The organism is Paenibacillus sp. ALE2, assembly GCF_054113385.1.
In genome coordinates, this window is record NZ_CM134213.1 from 2,310,001 (window position 1) to 2,331,323 (window position 21,323).

A 21,323-nucleotide genomic window follows, 5' to 3' on the forward strand; every position below is an offset into this window, starting at 1 on the left:
CGCCGATGGTACTTGGACCGCAGGGTCCTGGGAGAGTAGGACGCCGCCAAGCGCAACCACTAAAGAATAATTTTTTTGGTGGTTTATATGGGCCCTTAGCTCAGCTGGTTAGAGCGCACCCCTGATAAGGGTGAGGTCGGTGGTTCGAGTCCACTAGGGCCCACCATAAACTTTATATATTCTTTTGGGGCCATAGCTCAGCTGGGAGAGCGCCTGCCTTGCACGCAGGAGGTCAGCGGTTCGATCCCGCTTGGCTCCACCAAAAGATTTATCATTGCACCTTGAAAACTGGATACCGAAACGAAATTGCGTTTTAGAATATTCCTTTAAGCTGATCTTGTGTAAACAAGTGAAATAAAGGTAGCATATATCGATATTTTCTTTCTGTGAAAGAAAAGTCTAGGTTAAGCTACAAAGAGCACACGGAGGATGCCTAGGCGCCAGGAGCCGACGAAGGACGTGGCGAACAACGATAACGCCTCGGGGAGCTGTAAGCAAGCTTTGATCCGGGGATGTCCGAATGGGGAAACCCGGCTGTCTTCATCGACAGTCACTACTCACTGAATTCATAGGTGAGTAAGAGGCAGACCAGGGGAACTGAAACATCTAAGTACCCTGAGGAAGAGAAAACAATAGTGATTCCGTCAGTAGCGGCGAGCGAACGCGGATTAGCCCAAACCAAGGAGCTTGCTCCTTGGGGTTGTGGGACGTCTCACATGGAGTTACAAAGGAACCGGTTAGATGAAGAGGTCTGGAAAGGCCCGCCAGAGAAGGTAAAAGCCCTGTAGTTCAAAACTTGTTCCCTCCGAGACGGATCCCGAGTAGTGCGGGGCACGTGAAACCCCGTATGAATCCGGCAGGACCATCTGCCAAGGCTAAATACTCCCTGGCGACCGATAGTGAAGCAGTACCGTGAGGGAAAGGTGAAAAGCACCCCGGAAGGGGAGTGAAATAGATCCTGAAACCGTGTGCTTACAAGAAGTCAGAGCCCTATGATATTTTCCTTTGGAAAAATCACGGGTGATGGCGTGCCTTTTGTAGAATGAACCGGCGAGTTACGTTCCCGTGCAAGGTTAAGGTGAAGAGCTGAAGCCGCAGCGAAAGCGAGTCTGAATAGGGCGAATGAGTACGTGGACGTAGACCCGAAACCGGGTGATCTACCCCTGTCCAGGGTGAAGGTGCGGTAACACGCACTGGAGGCCCGAACCCACGCATGTTGAAAAATGCGGGGATGAGGTGGGGGTAGCGGAGAAATTCCAATCGAACCCGGAGATAGCTGGTTCTCCCCGAAATAGCTTTAGGGCTAGCCTCGGAAAAAAGAATCGTGGAGGTAGAGCACTGATTGGGTGCGGGGCCCGCAAGGGTTACCAAGCTCAGTCAAACTCCGAATGCCATAGATTTAGTTCCGGGAGTCAGACAGTGAGTGCTAAGATCCATTGTCGAAAGGGAAACAGCCCAGACCATCAGCTAAGGTCCCCAAGTGTGTGTTAAGTGGGAAAGGATGTGGAGTTGCACAGACAACCAGGATGTTGGCTTAGAAGCAGCCACCATTGAAAGAGTGCGTAATAGCTCACTGGTCGAGTGACTCTGCGCCGAAAATGTAACGGGGCTAAACACACCACCGAAGCTATGGCTTGATGCTTGCATCAGGGGTAGGGGAGCGTTGAATGCGGGTTGAAGGTGTACCGGAAGGAGCGCTGGACTGCATTCAAGTGAGAATGCCGGTATGAGTAACGAAAAGATCTGTGAGAATCAGATCCGCCGAAAGCCTAAGGGTTCCTGAGGAAGGTTCGTCCGCTCAGGGTAAGTCGGGACCTAAGGCGAGGCCGATAGGCGTAGTCGAAGGACAACAGGTCGAAATTCCTGTACCACCGTAATCCGTTATGAGCGATGGGGTGACGCAGTAGGGTAGTGACGCGGACTGATGGATGTCCGTCTAAGCAGTGAGGCTGATGTGTAGGCAAATCCGCACATCGTAAGGCTGGGCTGTGATGGGGAGCGAAAATTATAGTAGCGAAGGTCATGATCTCAGACTGCCAAGAAAAGCCTCTAGCCAGGAGAAGGTGCCCGTACCGCAAACCGACACAGGTAGGCGAGAAGAGAATTCTAAGGCGCGCGGAAGAACTCTCGTTAAGGAACTCGGCAAAATGACCCCGTAACTTCGGGAGAAGGGGTGCCTCGGTAGGGTGAATAGCCCGAGGGGGCCGCAGTGAAAAGGCCCAAGCGACTGTTTAGCAAAAACACAGGTCTGTGCGAAGCCGCAAGGCGAAGTATACGGGCTGACGCCTGCCCGGTGCTGGAAGGTTAAGGGGAGTGGTAAGCCTTCGGGCGAAGCTATGAACCGAAGCCCCAGTAAACGGCGGCCGTAACTATAACGGTCCTAAGGTAGCGAAATTCCTTGTCAGGTAAATTCTGACCCGCACGAATGGCGTAACGACTTGGGCGCTGTCTCAACGAGAGATCCGGTGAAATTTTAATACCTGTGAAGATGCAGGTTACCCGCGACAAGACGGAAAGACCCCATGGAGCTTTACTGCAGCTTGATATTGAATTTGGGTACGATCTGTACAGGATAGGTGGGAGCCGTTGAATCTTGAGCGCCAGCTTGAGAGGAGGCATCCTTGGGATACCACCCTGATCGTATCTAGGTTCTAACTTGGTACCGTGAACCGGTACGAGGACAGTGTCAGGTGGGCAGTTTGACTGGGGCGGTCGCCTCCTAAAGAGTAACGGAGGCGCCCCAAGGTTCCCTCAGAATGGTTGGAAATCATTCGAAGAGTGCAAAGGCAGAAGGGAGCTTGACTGCGAGACCTACAAGTCGAGCAGGGACGAAAGTCGGGCTTAGTGATCCGGTGGTACCGCATGGAAGGGCCATCGCTCAACGGATAAAAGCTACCCTGGGGATAACAGGCTTATCTCCCCCAAGAGTCCACATCGACGGGGAGGTTTGGCACCTCGATGTCGGCTCATCGCATCCTGGGGCTGAAGTAGGTCCCAAGGGTTGGGCTGTTCGCCCATTAAAGCGGTACGCGAGCTGGGTTCAGAACGTCGTGAGACAGTTCGGTCCCTATCTGTCGTGGGCGTAGGAAATTTGAGAGGAGCTGTCCTTAGTACGAGAGGACCGGGATGGACGTACCGCTGGTGTACCAGTTGTTCCGCCAGGAGCACCGCTGGGTAGCTATGTACGGAAGGGATAAGCGCTGAAAGCATCTAAGCGTGAAGCCCCCCTCAAGATGAGATTTCCCAATTAGTAAGACCCCTTGAAGACGACGAGGTAGATAGGTTGGGGGTGGAAGTGCAGTAATGCATGGAGCTGACCAATACTAATCGGTCGAGGGCTTATCCTAAAGATAAAACGCAATGAAGTTTCGGATCCAGTTTTCAAGGTGTAACCTTGAAAGTATGTAGAGATACATTCGACAAGCGTATGGCGATTCATTCACACAATCCGTGATGAACCGAATAACCCTACGGAAGAATTTGCAGAGCAAATTCATGTTTGGTGGCGATAGCGGAGGGGTTCCACACGTACCCATCCCGAACACGACCGTTAAGCCCTCCAGCGCCGATGGTACTTGGACCGCAGGGTCCTGGGAGAGTAGGACGCCGCCAAGCGAGTTTTATAATTATTATTCCCTGATAGCTCAGTTGGTAGAGCACTCGACTGTTAATCGAGTTGTCACAGGTTCGAGTCCTGTTCGGGGAGCCATTTGCTCTCATAGCTCAGTAGGTAGAGTGCATCCATGGTAAGGATGAGGTCACCGGTTCGATCCCGGTTGAGAGCTTGTTACAGGATGGCCCGTTGGTCAAGGGGTTAAGACACCTCCCTTTCACGGAGGTAACAGGGGTTCGAATCCCCTACGGGTCATAGGATAGTATGGAGGCTTAGCTCAGCTGGGAGAGCATCTGCCTTACAAGCAGAGGGTCGGGGGTTCGATCCCCTCAGCCTCCACCATATTTTGTTCTCTTACATGGATGAAATATAGGGGAATTGTGAATCATATGCATATTGGGGATTAGCCAAGCGGTAAGGCAACGGACTTTGACTCCGTCATGCATAGGTTCAAATCCTATATCCCCAGCCATTAAGAGCCATTAGCTCAGTTGGTAGAGCACCTGACTTTTAATCAGGGTGTCGAAGGTTCGAGTCCTTCATGGCTCACCATTATCATTGCATGCGCGTGTGGCGGAATTGGCAGACGCACTAGACTTAGGATCTAGCGTCTTTGACGTGGGGGTTCAAGTCCCTCCACGCGCATCCTGTTTTTGCGGACGTGGCTCAGCGGTAGAGCATCGCCTTGCCAAGGCGAGGGTCGCGGGTTCGATTCCCGTCGTCCGCTCCATATTTGCGCCCTTAGCTCAGCTGGATAGAGCGTTTGACTACGAATCAAAAGGCCGGGAGTTCGAATCTCTCAGGGCGCGCCATATTTTTAAAAAAATATAATATCGGGATGTAGCTCAGCTTGGTAGAGCACCTGGTTTGGGACCAGGGGGTCGCATGTTCAAATCGTGTCATCCCGATACTGATTTGCGGGTGTAGTTCAATGGTAGAACTTCAGCCTTCCAAGCTGATAGCGTGGGTTCGATTCCCATCACCCGCTTACCGATTACCTAGAAGCCGAAAGGCTTCTTTTTATTTTGTCCACAATATATTAACTTCTATGTATATAGACCATTAAATGATGTCTCTTGTCATGCACGGTTGGGGATGACTTGTGCATATCCTACATAGGCATTTATCACCTAGACCCGAATTTCCCCTCTTACGGCCCCCTTTTCCTATAGTAAGGCTAAATTCGTGATCAAATCCATTGAAAATAGGAATCCTATAATTATTATGTTACGAAATTCATGGGGATAACTTTACAACTGCTCCTTTTGTTCTACACACTCTTCTTTATTTATGTGGGTAACACGTAAGGATTAATGAGTAAACAGATTTAGAATACTGAGATTATGGCTTCTTTGTGTATATCTTTGTGGATAGAGCGCAATGAATTTCACTTTGTCAACAAATAATAAACATATACACATCATGACACAAGAATTTGTACCTTTGAAAACACACTTTTTAAAAGAGACTGTGCATAATATTTCGCACATTTTTAGCGTCTAATATCAGTTTTAATTATTAATTTCATTTTTATGTATAAATAACCAATATATTCTCCAAAAAAGTATTTCAAAAGCATGATTTTTTCCTGTAAATTTTGCAGCTTTTCATACGTTTTTATTGTATGATGTTAAGAAAGTGTCAAATTTCGTGTGTATACGTACCTTTGCTACAACTGAATATGGTGTGGAACAGATCAGATGGGGGGAAAAGCATGACTGAGCTTACGTTAACCGCTAACAAAAACCAATCCAACAATCTGCTGCGGCGGGACGTTCGTTTTCTAGGAAATATTCTTGGTGAGGTTTTGGTTCATCAAGGTGGCAACGAACTTTTGGATATCGTGGAGAAAATACGTGAGGCAAGTAAATCGTTACGTGCCGGGTATCAGCCGGAGTTATACGAGAATTTCAAACAAATGGTCAGTGGACTGGATACGGATATTCGTCACCAGGTTATTCGCGCGTTTGCGATTTACTTTCAGTTGGTGAATATCGCTGAGCAAAACCATCGTATTCGTCGTAAGCGGGATTATGAGCATTCCGCTGGTGAAGAGGTTCAACCCGGTTCTATCGAAAGTTCCGTTCAGGAGCTTAAACAAGGAGGCTTCTCCGCTGAGGACGTTAGCAACATGCTGAATGAACTCTCCTTGGAGCTGGTCATGACTGCACATCCTACAGAAGCAACACGACGAGTAATTCTGGATATCCACAAACGTATTTCTGAAGACGTCATGCTGCTGGATAATCCGATGCTTACCTTGCGTGAGCGAGAACAGGTACGGGAAAATCTGCTTAATGAAGTAATTACACTGTGGCAGACGGATGAACTGCGTGATCGAAAGCCAACTGTATTAGATGAAGTAAGAAATGGAATGTATTATTTTCATGAGACCTTGTTTCATGTATTGCCAGATGTATACCAAGAATTGGAGCGATGTTTGGATAAATATTATCCTGAGCAAAAATGGCACATTCCAACTTATTTGAGATTTGGTTCTTGGATCGGTGGAGACCGGGACGGGAATCCATCTGTTACAGCTCATGTGACTTGGGAAACGTTGTGTATGCAACGCAAGCTGGCTTTGAGAGAGTATCAGCACACGCTGAAGGAACTCATGGGTTACTTGAGCTTTAGTACCAGCATTGTGCGAGTTTCTGATGATTTGTTGGCTTCTATTGAAGAAGATCGCGCCCACATCACACTTAAAAAAATGGAAGTATGGCATAACGAAAAAGAGCCTTATCGCATCAAACTAGCATATATGATTGCTAAGGTGAATAACGTTTTGGATGAGAGCAAACAGGGTACTAAGGAACGCTATAGCTCCGCAGAAGAGCTTATTGCAGATCTGAATGTGATTGCCAGCAGCCTGCGTCATCATTTTGCTGATTATGTGGCAGACACGTATATTCAAAAGATGATTCGTCAGGTAGAGCTATTCGGCTTTCATACAGCTACGCTGGATGTACGTCAGCACAGTCAGGAGCATGAAAATGCGATGACTGAAATTCTTTCTAAAATGAATATTGTGTCAGATTACAGTAAGCTGTCAGAGGAAGAAAAAATAGATCTGCTGGAACAGCTGCTAAATGAACCCCGTCCGATTACTTCGCCATATTTGAAATATAGCGATAGCACACAGGAATGTCTTGATGTATATCGTACGATTTATTTGGCTCAGGAGGAATTTGGCAAGCAGTCCATTACAAGCTACTTGATCAGTATGACTCAGGGTGCCAGTGATTTGCTTGAGGTTATGGTATTAGCCAAAGAGGTAGGTCTGTTCCGCATTGAGAAGGATGGCACTGTCATTAGTACGCTGCAATCTGTGCCTTTGTTTGAAACGATAGATGATTTGCATGCTGCACCTGATATTATGAGAAGATTGATGAACCTGCCTGTATATCGACAATCTGTAGCCGCGATGGATGAGCTTCAGGAGATCATGCTCGGCTACTCGGATAGTAATAAGGATGGCGGTGTGGTTACAGCGAACTGGGAACTTCGGGTCGCTATGAATAGCATTACGGAAGTAGTGAACGAGTATGGCGCAAAAGTGAAGTTTTTCCACGGACGTGGAGGAGCGCTGGGGCGCGGAGGAATGCCACTTAACCGCAGTATTCTAGCTCAGCCTCCTCATACCATTGGTGGAGGAATTAAGATTACGGAGCAAGGCGAAGTGCTATCATCCCGCTACTCGCTCAAGGGGATTGCATATCGGAGCTTGGAACAGGCGACATCGGCGTTAATTACGGCTGCTGCGTATCATCGCTCAGGAAAGAAAGAAGTGTTCGAGGAAAGCTGGGAGGAGATTATTGCCCGTATTTCCGAAGTATCACTGGAGAAGTATCAGGATTTGATTTTCCGAGATCCAGATTTCTTCACTTTCTTCAAAGAATCTACACCGTTGCCTGAGGTAGGCGAGCTGAATATTGGATCTCGTCCTTCCAAGCGTAAGAACAGTGAACGTTTTGAGGATTTGCGCGCTATTCCATGGGTCTTTGCGTGGACACAAAGTCGTTACTTGCTACCTGCTTGGTATGCGGCAGGAACAGGTTTGCAAAGCTACTATCAAAACAATGAAGATAACCTTAAAGTGCTGCAAACGATGTTTAGAGACTCTGCCTTCTTCCGGTCGCTTATTGATACACTCCAAATGGCAATCGCTAAAGCGGATTTGCTGATTGCAGAGGAGTATGCTGGGATGTCGGATAACGAAGAAGCACGGCAACGTATATTCGGACAGATTTCTGCAGAGTTCAAGCTGACATCTGAATTGATTTTGAAAATAACCGGACAATCTGAGATTTTGGACGATGTACCTGTTATTCAGGAATCTATCCGGTTGCGTAATCCTTATGTCGATCCGTTAAGTTATTTGCAGGTTCAATTGCTGAGTGAGCTACGCGAGCTGCGTAATCAGAACGGTGATGACGCTGAAATGCTGCGTGAGGTACTGTTGACGATTAACGGAATTGCCGCAGGCTTGAGAAACACAGGCTGATATAGTTTGGCCGTATGATACAGGCAATCGGGTACTCATGGAGTGCCCGATTGTGCTGTGTTTATAGTAATGAAGCGCGAGTTTGTTACTTGTGTCCACACTTCAGTTGATTTCTGGATAAAATTAAACTACGATGAATAATCATAAACATGTAATAAGTAACCCATCAGCAAGTCTGGGGGAGTATAGAGTGGATAATATGGAAAGCCGCTTGGTTAGGCTGGTGCAGAAAGGTGATCAGCGAGCTTTTGCGGAGTTAGTCGAGTTATATAAAGATCGGATTTTTCATCTTTCCTACCGGATGCTAGGTAATCGTCATGAGGCGGAGGATTTGGTGCAGGAAACTTTTTTGCGTGTGTATCGTAACCTGGAAAAGTATGACCATGGACAGAAGTTCTCAACCTGGATTTATCGGATTGCTACAAATCTGTGCATTGATCGTCTGCGAAGGAGAAAGCCTACATACTCACTTGATGCTGAAATGAATGATCAAGAAGGTGTTGATGGGTACGCCATGCTTGCTAGTGAAGAGCTTACCCCTGAAGGGAGTACGCTGTTGTCGGAAACGCAAGCTTTAATTCATGACGCCATTGACAGCCTTCCGGATAAATACAAGACGATTATGGTTCTACGATATTTGCAGGAGCTTTCCTTACAGGAAATTAGCGATGTGCTCAATCTCCCAGTTACCACAATTAAGACAAGAGTACACAGGGGACGGGATTTTTTACGCAAAAAACTGGAGCACAAGCTATAAATGCTGTGCATACATTCTAGGAAAAGAGCCTGCGTAGATGTTTTTATGAAACATAATGTTCGTTGTAACGTATGTAAGATGAGCAAAGTTTCTAAGCCGGAGCATGTTATGTTGAGAAACACGGAAGAATATTAGAAAGGATTGGCTCATATGGATTGCAAACAAGCCGTCTCTTTTATGCATGACTATCTAGATGGCGACCTGTCTGAGCAGGACAAACATGAGTTGGAACAACACTTGTTAGTCTGCCCGGAATGCCGCATGCGTTTTAAAGAGCTGGAGCGGACGGATGCGATGCTTTACGGTACACGCTATCATCAAGTGCCGTGTGTATCGGATGAGCTGACATTTCGCATTATGAATGCTTTGCCGCCGCATAAACGACAGCCTGCGGTGCCTATGCTAGCTTGGGTGAAGAGGCATCCCGCTGTAACAGCCGCCGCCTTCTTCCTTATTGTGATATGCTCAAGTATGGCCAGCTTTTCTAGCACGGACCATCAATTAGTAGTCAAAGGAAGCAATCTAGATCAAGTTGTTATTCAGGGCGATACTGTAATTGTACCTGAAGGGAAATCCATTGCCGGAGATTTAACAGTACAGAATGGTGAGGCACGTGTATACGGTGATGTAGAAGGAAATCTTACTGTGATTGACGGCTCGTACTATCAAGCTTCAACCGCCCATATTGCAGGACAGGTTAAAAGTATCGATCAAACCTTGGACTGGATTTGGTACAAGGTTACCGATTTGTTCGGGGGACCGTCTTCTCGATAAAAGAAGCTTGAAATGGCAAGAACGATATCGAGCGCCTTTTTCCGCTGGAAAAGGCGTTTTTTTGTATCTAGGTCTGGCGAATTGTACTGTATTTTACTGATTTTGGCGATTCTTTTGTCGCACAGCTTGCAACGCGAGCCTGATCGTTATAACCTAGATAGAGAGAGCATACTGTGTACATATTACACCCACTCACTACAGAAAATTGCGGGGGCATGCGCATGTTGGATTATTTTGCGGACCTGACTTGGAAAGAGTCCATTAAAGATATTATCGACATTTTAATCGTAACCTATATTATGTATCAGCTTATTTTACTTGTTCGCGGAACGCGAGCAGTTCAATTGTTAAAAGGGATTCTGTTCCTGGTCGTTATTTGGGCGGTTAGTACCTGGTTTGATTTGTACACGCTCAAGTGGTTGATGAATCAGATGTTCACCTTTGGTGTAGTGGCTATTTTTATTATTTTTCAGCCTGAGTTACGTCGTGCTCTAGAGCAGTTGGGACGTGGTAAACTATTTGGGCGTTCGTCAGTAGATGATGAAGAGATCAATAAGTTAATTGGAGAAATGATTAAGGCGCTGAATTATTTATCACGTAGAAAAATAGGAGCATTGGTCGTATTCGAGCGCGAGACAGGACTGAACGAATATACGGAGTCTGGTATCAAGACACAGGCCGTAGTTAGTTCTGAACTGCTAATTAACATCTTTATTCCCAATACGCCTTTGCATGATGGTGCGGTGATTATACAAAATAAACAGATTGCCTCTGCGGCCTGCTATTTGCCATTATCGGAAAATCCCTTCATTAGCAAGGAGTTGGGAACCCGTCATCGGGCTGCAATTGGGGTGAGTGAGGTAACGGATGCCGTAACTGTCGTGGTATCGGAGGAAACAGGGCAAATTTCGTTGGCTATCAATGGTCAGGTCGTGCGTGACATTAAGGAAGAATCCCTAATCTCCAAGCTGTATGAGGAGTTGCGGCCAACACCGTCTTTGAAGGAAAAACGCGGCTCATTCTGGAATCGGAGGGGAGGCCGTGGAAATTCATGATGGACAAATGGATTAACAATAATACGATTTCCAAGATATTGGCGCTTGCGGTTGCTATAATGCTGTGGGGAATGGTTCATCTGGATACAGGTACTCCTTCGTCTACATTGACCGTTTCCTACAATAATAAAATAATTGATAATGTGGCCATTCAGGCCAGTGGTCTGGATGATTCAAAATATGTGCTGTCTACGATGGACACTGATCATGTAAAGATGGAGGTCAGAGGACAGCGCTCTGTCCTGACTACTTTTTTCGCGGATAATTATCAGGCAAAATTAAACTTAAGCGGCTTAGGAGCAGGCACTAAAACATTGTCACTTGAACCGGATTTGCCGGATGGGGTGGAATTGGTATCCATGACTCCTAACCGTGTTACAGTAACAATTGAGGAAAAACAAACGAAATCATTTAATGTATCTATAGTACCTAAGGGTAGTCCAGATGCGGGGCTACAGCTCGGTAAGCCTGTGATTGCTCCTCAAACGGTAAAGGTTACCTTACCCAAAAGCCAGCTGAATACCGTTACTGCGGTGCAAGGGGCTGTTAACACGGATGGCATCTCAGAAAAGTTTGAACAGAAACGGGTAAAGCTGAAGGCCTATAACAAAAAGGGGCAGGAACTCACAGGTGCGGTCATTGAGCCATCCACTGTGTCAGTTGAAATCCCGGTCACTCAGCAGGCGAAGTCTGTGCCTGTCAAGATAGTCTATTCCGGAGAGCTGCCAGACGGATTGGCGCTTTCTAAAGTAAACGCAAATGTGAAGGAAGCAGCGGTATATGCATCACAGGATGTATTAAGCAGCCTGAGCTCTTATGTCACGGCTACACTCGATCTGAGTCAATTTACAGAAGCGGGGACCCGTACAGTTCAAGCTAATTTGGCAGCTCCCTCAGGTTCTGATAAAATCGAGCCAGGGTTAATACAAATTCAGGTGACCGTCGTTCCTTCCAATGAAGTTACAGATACGGAACGGACGCTGTCAGGCATCCCAATCGTTTTACAAGGTGCAGGAGATGGAGCTAACGCGACTATTATAGCACCCGCAGGCAAGACGATGGATGTTACTGTGAAGGGCCCGCAGGATTTGGTAAACAATTTAACCAATGATGACGTTAGTTTGGTGGCAAATGTAAGTGGCCTTGCGGCTGGTCAACACGAGGTTACCCTAAAAGTAGGCTTGCCTAAATACATTACGCAAGCCGGGAATGCCGGCCAACTAAAGGCAACGGTAAACATTGAGAGCCCTTCTACGCCTGCTGTAACGAATCCGAATAGTGAGAATGAATCAAACCCCTCTGGTAGTGGTGATAAGGGGCAGGAGAGGCCACAGGAGGGGCAAGGCAATCAAGGTGGCAACTCTGACGCAAATACCGGGGACAACGCAGCTGCGGAGGATAAAACAAGTCCTCATAACGGCGCAGAATCTTCTGCGAATGGAACCTCGGAGAACGGTCAGCCATAACATGTTTTATCTGTAGTAAATGATCAAGATTATTAGACAAAAAAAGGGAGTCATTTTACATGGGGAAATATTTTGGTACAGATGGTGTACGAGGCGTTGCTAATCAGGAACTAACAGCCGAACTGGCATATAGCATTGGCCGCTGCGGCGGATATGTTTTAGCAGGTAATGTAGAGAAACCGACAGTTGTTATTGGTATGGATACACGGATATCTGGACTGATGTTGGAATCGGCACTGGTAGCCGGCTTGTTGTCTATTGGGGCTAATGTGGTTCGCCTAGGTATTGTTTCGACGCCTGGGGTGGCATATCTCACACGGCAATTGAAAGCGGACGCTGGTGTCATGATCTCAGCATCTCACAATCCTGTTGAGGACAACGGGATTAAGTTTTTTGGCGGCGATGGGTTTAAATTAACCGATGAAACGGAATTGAAAATTGAAGAGCTCATGGATGCGAAAGAAGACCAATTGCCTCGTCCGATTGGCAGCGGATTGGGCACGGTTGTTGTAGATGAGCATTCCCGCTACGATTATCTGGAGTTTTTGAAAACAACAATCAGTCATTCTTTTGAAGGCCTAAAAATAGTATTGGACTGTGCAAACGGAGCAGCTTATGAGCTGGCGCCGAAGCTTTTTGCGGATTTGGGAGCTGAAGTGCATACGATCGGCGCGGAGCCAAACGGATTGAATATCAATGATCATTGCGGCTCGACTCATCCTGAAAAGCTGAAAGAGGAAGTGCGCCGCTTGAAAGCGGACATTGGTCTTGCCTTTGACGGCGATGCCGATCGCCTAATCGCAATTGATGAGAACGGGGAAGAGGTTGATGGAGACTACATTCTCTGTATTTGCGGAGATGCAATGAACCAGGCTGGAAAACTCAAGGACAGCACTATTGTATCGACAGTAATGAGTAATATCGGTTTTTATAAAGCTACTGAAAAGCTAGCTCTCAAGACTGCAAAAACTGCGGTCGGAGACCGTTATGTGATGGAAGAAATGCGTCGGGGTGGATTTAATCTGGGCGGTGAGCAGTCTGGTCATGTTATTTTCCTTGATCACAATACGACAGGCGATGGCATGCTGACGGGGATTCAACTGGTAGATACCCTGAAAGCTTCTGGCAAGAAGATGAGCGAACTAAAATCGCTTATGAAACAATATCCACAAGTTCTTGTAAATGTACGTGTGCAGGACAAACGTAATTACGAGGGGAACCCTGCGATTGCAGAAGCGATTGAACAGGTGGAACAACAATTGGGCGATAATGGGCGTGTATTGGTCCGTGCTTCAGGTACAGAGTCACTTATTCGTGTGATGGCCGAAGGCCCGGATAAGGATGAGCTGGAGCAATTTGTCGGACAGATCGTAGATGTCGTGAAAAAAGAATTAGTTTAAAATTTTGTAAACGTGGGTTGCCTGTTAAACACAAGCAGGCAACCGCGTTTGCGGTTATTCACTAATGCTTTAATGCCTTTAGGGTGTAATTATGAATAAAGTGTCATTGCCAAATGATGCTCTGCTGAATATAATATAGGGATGCTGTGACTCAGATAGAGAAAGCGAGGGTTGTGAGGTAACGTATTACAAGCGCCAGAGCTTGATTTTGTGCGGGGGAACTTGGTGGAGAAGCAATAGATTCCGTTGAGATGATGTTGCTCGCAATCGGTTCACGACAAAGCAAGCTGACGAGGTGAAGGTGTTCGAAACATTCGGCGGGGACCTTCCGGTGAAGCATCAACCCGTAAACCGGCAGCGGAAAATGAACAGGCAACTGTTTACACAACGCACCGGTAGATGCCCTAATTATTTTATAACCTAAATTATAAGATTCATTTCATGAATGTGCGGCCATCATCATTGGCGTGCGCGGTTTGGGAATTTCGTTACATTCGTGAAGAGATGCCTGTAAATTCTATAGTTATCATTGACAACTTCATAGATGAATGAACTTTATTCCACAATCTACCGCACACGTTAGTCCTGTGATGAGTCGTCTTGTGAAATGATGATCGGGAGGATAACGAATATGTGTGGCATTGTAGGATATATTGGTAATCAGAATACGCAAGAGGTATTGATTGACGGACTGAAGAAGCTGGAGTACCGCGGGTATGACTCTGCGGGTATTGCCGTGTTTACAGATTCAGGACTGCAAGTAGCCAAGGCAAAAGGTCGTCTGGCGAACCTAGAAGCTAAACTGGATGGTACACCGTTGGTAGGTCATGCAGGCATCGGACATACACGTTGGGCAACGCATGGTAAGCCTTCTGATGAAAACTCCCATCCGCATTTGGATGAGAGCCAAAAGTTCTCTGTAGTTCACAACGGAATTATTGAGAACTATCTGGAACTGAAGGAACAGCTGATCAGCGAAGGTCATACCTTTATTTCCGAAACGGATACAGAAATCATTTCCCATCTGGTTGCGCGTGAGTATGAAGGAGATATTGTTAAAGCAGTACAAAAAGCAATTACCTTTATGCGCGGTGCTTTTGCACTGGGAGTGCTGACCGAGCACGAGCCTAATAAGTTGGTAGCTGTTCGTCAAGCCAGTCCGTTGGTTATTGGTGTGGGAGAAGGCGAGAACTTTATCGGTTCCGACATTCCGGCTATTCTGAAATATACACGCAATGTATTTATTTTGAACGATGGCGAAATGGCTGTTCTGACTAGTGATGCTGTCGAATTAATGACAATCGAAGGCCAATTTATTTCTCGGGAAATGATTCATGTCGAATGGGATGCTGTTACAGCGGAAAAAGGCGGCTATGAGCATTTCATGTTGAAAGAAATTCACGAACAGCCTAAGGCTTACCGTGACACGATGTTGGGTCGTATCGATAAAGATACTAAAAAAGTTGTTCTTCCAGAGCTGAAGCTGACAGAAGAACAAATTAAAAATATCCGCAACATTCAAATTGTAGCGTGTGGTACAGCTTACAATGCTGGTTTGATTGGCCGTACGGTTATTGAAAGTATGGCTCGTATTCCGGTAGAAAACGATGTAGCTTCCGAGTACCGCTACCGTTCTCCTATCGTAACACCAGAGACATTGGTGATCGTGGTGAGTCAATCCGGTGAAACTGCTGATACATTGGCAGCACTGCGTGAAGCACAAGCAAACGGGGCTCATGTACTGGCGATTACAAATGTAGTCGGCAGCTCTATCGCCCGTGATGCAGATGATGTGTTGGTTACACTGGCAGGACCGGAAATTGCCGTAGCCTCCACCAAAGCGTATTCTTCCCAGTTGATTGCATTTTATCTGTTGGGTCTGTATCTGGCTCAAGTACGTGGCACACAAACGGATGAGCAAGTAGCTCATGTGCTGGCTGCTATGGAATCACTGCCAGAGCAAGTAGAAGAGATGTTGGGTAAAGCAGATGCGATCAAAGCCTATGCTGAGCAAATTGCTAGCAACAAGCACTTATTCTTTATTGGTCGTGGTCAAGACTATGCTGTAGTACAGGAAGGTTCCCTGAAGCTCAAGGAAATCTCCTACATTCATTCCGAGGCATATGCTGCGGGTGAACTGAAGCATGGTACACTGGCATTGATCGAAGAAGGAATTCCAGTTATCGCTTTGGTAACACAGGAATCCGTGTTGGAAAAAACCGTGAGCAACATTAAGGAAGTCAAAGCTCGTGGCGGTGACGTGCTTGCAATCACATATGAAGAGCATGCTGTCGAGCTGTTGAAATCCGTAGATCAAGTATTTGCAATTCCAAAAACACTTCCGATTCTGTCGGCTGCCATTTCAGTTATAGCTCTCCAACTGTTGGCTTACTACGCATCGCTTGCACTAGGTCATGATGTTGATAAACCACGTAACCTGGCGAAAAGTGTTACTGTAGAATAAGCTTTAGTAAAATTCTAAATTCATTGTCTGGTGATAAAAAAGTGTGGAACCAGTAAAAAATGTATGGAACCAATAAAAAAACTGTGGAACCAGTAAAAAAAGTCTGGAACTAGTCATTTTACAAACATCAAGAAAGATCCCGATGATATATCGGGATCTTTTTAGTTTAGGAGGGCAATTATGTCTACAATAGGCCAACGAATTCGAACTAACGAATTCGAACTATTAGAAAAACAAACAACTTAAATCAAATAAAGTTTGCAAATATAATTGGAATTTCTCAAGGAACGTTGAGTGAGCTGGAGCAAGATAAATACAGACCCTCTCTTGATATAATTATAGCAATTAAAGAAATTTCAATTCCCATATAGAGTGTATTCTTGGCAACAAGGCCTGCGGTTCAGAAGCGATTCGAAATTGGATTACAGCTAAGCAGGCTTCCTACACTATTCCGCCTAAAGCGAATAGCCAAAATCCATGGAAAGTCGACTGGTACCGGTACAAAGAACGCCACCTAGTGGAGTGCTTTTTCAATAAAATCAAACACTTTCGACGTATGGCTACTCGTTACGACAAGTTGGCCAGGTCATTCTTGTCGTTTGTATACATAGCCGCCATTTTCAAATTAACTCAGTGATGAGTTTTCAGACACGCTCTAGTGATTTGGCTGCTTTATTTAAATCATGCCCTCTAATGATACTGGCAAGCTTGGTATTTCCTTCTGATTCGTGCATTATGGTCCTATAATGTATACTGTGTTTTTGAAGCGTACAACAAATGCTATCGTATACTTTCACAATTCCACCCTACCCTCATATGATATCGATCCCAACGTCTATCGTCCTTTCCGAATTCAAGAAACCAAGCGAAATTTTTGCCCGATTCTTATGCTTATCGATCTTCTTAATAATGCTCTCCATATTTTTAAGAGGGCCTGATTTCACCGTCACCTTTGAGTTCATAAGAATAATCTTTGAAAATTCCAATACATCTTCCTTATTTAATAGTTTTAGCAGAACCGTAATTTCGTCCTCATTAATTTTTCTAAAGTATTTATCTTGCTCATCAACTTTCGGTTCATATTCAAAGCTCTTTTTCCCGTTAATGCCTCTATAGTTTAAAAGTTCATATAATCTGGGTATCTCTTTAAGTTTATAATACGTATTAAAATTCATTTTTGTATTTACCAAGATATATCCTGGGAATATCGGCTTTACAACCTCATAAGAATGACCATTCTTTTTTTCTGGTATTTTTCTTTTTGGAACTAAACATCTTAGGAAATCACTATCAAAAGTACTATCGATATTGTTCTTTATATAATCTTCCTTCCCAGTTTCCACAAAATATGCATACCAGTGCATTATATTTACCCCTAATTTAGTTTTCACTTCCCCAGCTTGAAGATCCTATTATTTAAGAGCAAGAGATAATTTCCCAAGGCACTCAAGTTCAAGTGACGCCAGCTCAGTTATCATCGATATCATTTTTTTTCGTTTGGAATTGTTATTTTTCAGTATCTGTTTAATAATATAGTTTCTCAAAGTTTCTGCTCTCTTTTCAATTTCTATAAAATAATTCATGTACAAATCACCATCAAGTAATCCAATTTCACCAAAGAAAGCAACTCTTTTAGTCATACATACTTTATGTTCATACAAGATGTGCATCGCTCTCAGAAACTGAGGATTGAAATCTGCAAGATCACATAATCTGTCATAAATACTCATCCCAAATTTTGGGTCTAAACTGCCGTGTAATTGCAATTCCGGCATTTTTGCAGGTATGCCTTCAATTAATTCAAATTTCCTAGCAGTATTAGTTGAATTTATATAATCATTTAAAGACTGCATGAAATACTCCAAGTTGAATTCATATTTTTTCCATTTATTCAAACTGATTATTTGGATGCCAAATATATCATCCCAAAGATCATCTGAATAATTGATTTTTTCTTTAAATGCCTTTTCTATTTCATCAAAAGTGGCTTTGCAGTGTTTGTATGTAGGAAATGGACTTGAAAAATAATCAGCTATATAAAACACCTTCTTGTCTAGATCGTAACCATAAATAAATAAATCATGCATCGAACTTTCCTTCATATTGTATTCAGATATAAATTGTCTATCAATTAATGCATATATATAATTTCCACATTGTACCGATTTAATCAAAAAATCAAGAATGTTAATATCTGTAATATGGATAATTTTTCTACTCAAACTATGAATATTTAATAATGGATGATATTCTCTCATAAGCGGCTGATAAAATTCCATATAATATTCTTCTGCAATACTTGAATCAGAAGCTTGATATAAATCCAGCCTTAGTTGCATGTAATTTGTAAATAGCCAATTTTTATACGAAGGATGATTAGATAAAATAGACGTCATGTTGGCATGAATTGGATAACATCCAATATCAGGTTTACCTAAATACAGACTTTTTTTCGCTATTTTCACTATTTTCACTCCTATAGTGTCGTCATATGCTGTTTCATCGTTACTACTTAAGTCTCTCTAAATTAAACTAGAGGGTTCATTTCATTTGCAGGAATTCCCATTAAAGATGCCATATAATAGTTTAAGGTAGTCATGCTGCATCGGAGGATGAAGGACGCGTTGTCCAAAATCATGACGATTTTTCCTGACGGATACACGCTCAGCACCGTTTGAAGAAAAGCCAAGAAAATCTCAGCGGTATACTGCTCATCTTCTTTCCAAATAATATTGCCTGTTCCAAATGAACTTTGCTGTTAACCCAACTTAATGAATGTCAACAATGACTCGTTTAAACTGTTCTTGTTGTTCCTTGGCTAATCGAGTTGGCGTTCTGGGGAATGGTTCATCTTTAGCCCGTCGAGACCCTTCCCACTTGATACTTGCGAATATAGGTGCTTACGTTTTTTCGTTTCGTTTGATGATCCCCGTGATCTTTAACAAGTTTCCGGTGGACGTGGCTTCAAATGGAACGAAACAGTATTTTATCGGAATGATCAATAATCTCAAAATTAATCTTGGAAAACGCCGTGCCCCTTCGTATGGTGAGGAGGATTGTAAGCTTATCCCGCCCATGTTACGGGTCATTTCGTAAAATGCTCTTCTATAACTGGATGTAATCCCCTCTTCCCCTCAGCCCAAATGCTTGTTTTTATGAGCTTTTTCATAACTTTTGGGTTTAAAATTATCCCACTCTTCAAAGACTCTAAAGAACAGCAATAATAGATTGATCGCATAACTAGGAATACACCCATCTTCATAATGGTTAATTAATTTATTAAGTCTTAAACATATATGCTATTCACTTCAGATACAAGCTTAGCACATATGTTTATTTTTTGCAAAAATAACAATTAACTTTCCTTTTGTTCGCTTTCGATTGCCGATTCATCTAGCTTCTCTAAGGGAATAAATTTATGTTTTAATCTCAACTTTCGGTGCGACCAAGCCTAGGTTGTGAAGTTTAGCAGGTGGAAATTCTGCTTGGAAAGGCAAGCCAAGCCACCAATAGCGAGTCTTGGACGGTTGGAAGTAATTCCAGACGTTAAGCGTAGACAGTTAGGTAGTAGGCCTGAAAGTGATTGAGCCCCGAAAAGAGTAAAGCGGAGAGGTCGACGTTTTCGAAAGTACGGAAGACAATACTCATTCAGGCGTTAAGTTAAAGGCAAGGATGAACGAGCGCTCCCGGGGTCGAAGAGCCAGACATGCTATACAATGACTTCACAGCAACTTGGGAAACCCTGTCCATTCTTCGGAAAGGAAGTATGACAAACAACCGATCACAAGGGAGAATGTCAAATGATGGACGAGGAGTCGGATCACGGCGTATTACCGATGAAACCGAGTAATGTCGGTAGAGGGAAGGCAGTGACGTATCACCGCTTTTGCTAAGGACACATTTTCTACGCACAGGAGTAGGCCAAAAGTGCAAACAAAACTAGCAAGAATAGCAAAAGTTGTAAACGAAAAGCCAAAAGAGCTATTCACATCGCTGTATCACCTCTTGAACGGGGAAATGCTGACGCAATGCCATCGGGAATTGGACGGCAACAAAGCAACGGATGTCGATCAAGTCACAAAAGCAGCGTATGAGGAAAATCTGGAATCAAACATCAAGGACTTGGCAGAGCGGCTAAAAAGGAAAAGGTACCGACCGCAGCCCGTAAGAAGAACCTATATACCCAAGGATGAAAAGAGCAAAAGGCCGCTCGGCATCCCTTCCTACGAGGACAAAATCGTGCAGTTGGGATTGAACAAGATTTTACAGGCCATCTACGAGCAGGATTTTCTAAACCTATCTTACGGTTTCCGACCGGGAAGAAGCTGTCATGACGCCATCAAAGCACTGAATCGCAGCATCGAGTATGGGAAAACCAGTTATATCGTGGATGCTGACATTCGTAGCTTCTTCACGAATGGCTCATGAAATTCCTTGGAGAGAGAATAGCAGGCCCTAATATTCAAAGGCTAATCTGGCGTTTCCTGAAAGCCGGGGTTATGGAACAGGACACATGGGAACCGACAAAAACCGCCACTCCTCAGGGATCCCTGATTTCGCCGATATTTGCGAATCTCTATCTGCATTATGCTTTGGACTTATGGTTCGAGATTACAGTAAAGAGAGCGTGTCGCGGCGAAGCAAGGATGATCAGATACGCCGATGATTACGTGTGCTGTTTTCAATACAAGGACGATGCAGAGCGATTCTATGCGGCACTAATCAAGCGTCTGGCCAAATTCGATTTGCAAATTGCAGAAGAGAAAACGAAAATTCAAGAATTTGGACGCTTCGCTGAAGAAAACCGGAAACGAAAAGGGTTAGGGAAGCCCAAAACGTTTGACTTCTTAGGTTTTACTCACTACTGCAGCAAAAGCAACAAGGGCAAATTCAGAGTAAAGAGGGAAACAAGCGGAAAGAAGTTTAAGTCAAAAGTGAAGACTTTCAAAGAATGGTTGAAAGCAGAGCGCCATCAAGACGTGAAGGAATTAATGAAAAGAATACGGGCGAAACTAACAGGACATTACCGCTATTACGGGATAACCGACAACAGTCGAGCGCTGTCCGTATACAAATTTCAAAATTACCAAAGCGTTATTTAAATGGATGAATCGTAGAAGCCAGAGAAGAAGCTTCACGTATGACAAATTTAATCTCTTTCTGAAACGTAACCCTCTACCCGAGCCCAAAATTTATGTAGATATCTATGGCTAATCATTGCAAATCTGTAAACGATGATATGAGGAGCCGTATGCCTTAAATTGGGCACGTACGGATCTGTGAGGGA

General features: G+C 44.5%; 11 protein-coding genes, 13 tRNA genes, 3 rRNA genes and 1 pseudogene (1 of these 28 running past the window's edge). 26 read left to right on the forward strand and 2 right to left on the reverse strand.

Features of this window, described 5'->3' with window-relative positions; genetic code table 11:
• The 25 genes from rrf (ACXHJ1_RS10060) to ACXHJ1_RS10180 all read left to right on the forward strand — a co-directional run.
• A 5S ribosomal RNA gene (gene rrf / locus ACXHJ1_RS10060) occupies positions 1-52 on the forward strand (it extends 65 nt beyond the left edge of the window).
• 37 nt (positions 53-89) lie between these two features.
• Positions 90-166 (forward strand) — tRNA-Ile (locus ACXHJ1_RS10065).
• Positions 167-186: 20 nt separating this feature from the next.
• Positions 187-262: transfer RNA gene (locus tag ACXHJ1_RS10070), tRNA-Ala, on the forward strand.
• A 140-nt stretch (positions 263-402) separates the two neighbouring features.
• Positions 403-3,347 (forward strand): 23S ribosomal RNA (locus tag ACXHJ1_RS10075).
• Positions 3,348-3,498: 151 nt separating this feature from the next.
• Positions 3,499-3,615: ribosomal RNA gene (gene rrf / locus ACXHJ1_RS10080) — 5S ribosomal RNA — on the forward strand.
• Between the two features lie 18 nt (positions 3,616-3,633).
• Positions 3,634-3,709, forward strand: a tRNA-Asn gene (locus tag ACXHJ1_RS10085).
• A gap of 3 nt (positions 3,710-3,712) precedes the next feature.
• Positions 3,713-3,785 (forward strand) — tRNA-Thr (locus ACXHJ1_RS10090).
• A gap of 11 nt (positions 3,786-3,796) precedes the next feature.
• A tRNA-Glu gene (locus ACXHJ1_RS10095) sits at positions 3,797-3,868 on the forward strand.
• A gap of 11 nt (positions 3,869-3,879) precedes the next feature.
• Positions 3,880-3,955: transfer RNA gene (locus ACXHJ1_RS10100), tRNA-Val, on the forward strand.
• A 55-nt stretch (positions 3,956-4,010) separates the two neighbouring features.
• A tRNA-Gln gene (locus ACXHJ1_RS10105) sits at positions 4,011-4,085 on the forward strand.
• A gap of 4 nt (positions 4,086-4,089) precedes the next feature.
• Positions 4,090-4,165, forward strand: a tRNA-Lys gene (locus ACXHJ1_RS10110).
• A 12-nt stretch (positions 4,166-4,177) separates the two neighbouring features.
• A tRNA-Leu gene (locus ACXHJ1_RS10115) sits at positions 4,178-4,258 on the forward strand.
• 10 nt (positions 4,259-4,268) lie between these two features.
• A tRNA-Gly gene (locus ACXHJ1_RS10120) sits at positions 4,269-4,343 on the forward strand.
• Between the two features lie 5 nt (positions 4,344-4,348).
• Positions 4,349-4,425, forward strand: a tRNA-Arg gene (locus ACXHJ1_RS10125).
• Between the two features lie 22 nt (positions 4,426-4,447).
• Positions 4,448-4,521, forward strand: a tRNA-Pro gene (locus ACXHJ1_RS10130).
• 9 nt (positions 4,522-4,530) lie between these two features.
• Positions 4,531-4,601 (forward strand) — tRNA-Gly (locus tag ACXHJ1_RS10135).
• Positions 4,602-5,327: 726 nt separating this feature from the next.
• A complete protein-coding gene (gene ppc, locus ACXHJ1_RS10140) occupies positions 5,328-8,120 on the forward strand; it encodes a phosphoenolpyruvate carboxylase (RefSeq protein ID WP_045245419.1) in 2,793 nt (930 codons plus the stop codon).
• A 190-nt stretch (positions 8,121-8,310) separates the two neighbouring features.
• Positions 8,311-8,877 carry an RNA polymerase sigma factor SigW gene (gene sigW, locus ACXHJ1_RS10145; protein WP_013373239.1) on the forward strand — a complete coding sequence of 189 codons (567 nt, stop codon included), beginning with the start codon at positions 8,311-8,313 and terminating at the stop codon, positions 8,875-8,877.
• 150 nt (positions 8,878-9,027) lie between these two features.
• Complete coding sequence (locus tag ACXHJ1_RS10150) at positions 9,028-9,651, forward strand: anti-sigma factor (protein WP_045245420.1); 624 nt, start codon at positions 9,028-9,030, stop codon at positions 9,649-9,651.
• A gap of 221 nt (positions 9,652-9,872) precedes the next feature.
• Positions 9,873-10,706, forward strand: coding sequence for a diadenylate cyclase CdaA (gene cdaA, locus ACXHJ1_RS10155; protein WP_013373237.1), 834 nt, complete (start codon positions 9,873-9,875; stop codon positions 10,704-10,706).
• On the forward strand, positions 10,703-12,172 hold the full coding sequence (locus ACXHJ1_RS10160) for a CdaR family protein (protein ID WP_016818745.1): 1,470 nt from the start codon (positions 10,703-10,705) through the stop codon (positions 12,170-12,172). Before cdaA ends, ACXHJ1_RS10160 begins: the two co-directional genes overlap by 4 nt.
• 59 nt (positions 12,173-12,231) lie before the next feature.
• Positions 12,232-13,572, forward strand: coding sequence for a phosphoglucosamine mutase (glmM, locus tag ACXHJ1_RS10165; RefSeq protein ID WP_457906017.1), 1,341 nt, complete (start codon positions 12,232-12,234; stop codon positions 13,570-13,572).
• A 631-nt stretch (positions 13,573-14,203) separates the two neighbouring features.
• The gene (gene glmS / locus ACXHJ1_RS10170) at positions 14,204-16,036 is read left to right on the forward strand and encodes a glutamine--fructose-6-phosphate transaminase (isomerizing) (protein ID WP_016818743.1); all 1,833 of its coding nucleotides are present in this window, start codon (positions 14,204-14,206) and stop codon (positions 16,034-16,036) included.
• 269 nt (positions 16,037-16,305) lie between these two features.
• Positions 16,306-16,407 carry a hypothetical protein gene (locus ACXHJ1_RS10175; protein WP_457906178.1) on the forward strand — a complete coding sequence of 34 codons (102 nt, stop codon included), beginning with the start codon at positions 16,306-16,308 and terminating at the stop codon, positions 16,405-16,407.
• Positions 16,408-16,484: 77 nt separating this feature from the next.
• The gene (locus ACXHJ1_RS10180; protein WP_243208255.1) at positions 16,485-16,673 is read left to right on the forward strand and encodes a transposase; all 189 of its coding nucleotides are present in this window, start codon (positions 16,485-16,487) and stop codon (positions 16,671-16,673) included.
• 175 nt (positions 16,674-16,848) lie between these two features.
• On the opposite strand, the gene loaP is transcribed toward ACXHJ1_RS10180, so the two are convergent.
• On the reverse strand, positions 16,849-17,400 hold the full coding sequence (loaP, locus tag ACXHJ1_RS10185) for an antiterminator LoaP (protein WP_217484960.1): 552 nt from the start codon (positions 17,398-17,400) through the stop codon (positions 16,849-16,851).
• A gap of 48 nt (positions 17,401-17,448) precedes the next feature.
• A complete protein-coding gene (locus tag ACXHJ1_RS10190; protein ID WP_107735202.1) occupies positions 17,449-18,501 on the reverse strand; it encodes a hypothetical protein in 1,053 nt (350 codons plus the stop codon).
• Between the two features lie 1,552 nt (positions 18,502-20,053).
• On the opposite strand from ACXHJ1_RS10190, the pseudogene ltrA reads away from it, so the two are divergent.
• A pseudogene (ltrA, locus tag ACXHJ1_RS10195) lies at positions 20,054-21,138 on the forward strand (group II intron reverse transcriptase/maturase).
• The last annotated feature ends 185 nt before the right edge of the window (positions 21,139-21,323 follow it).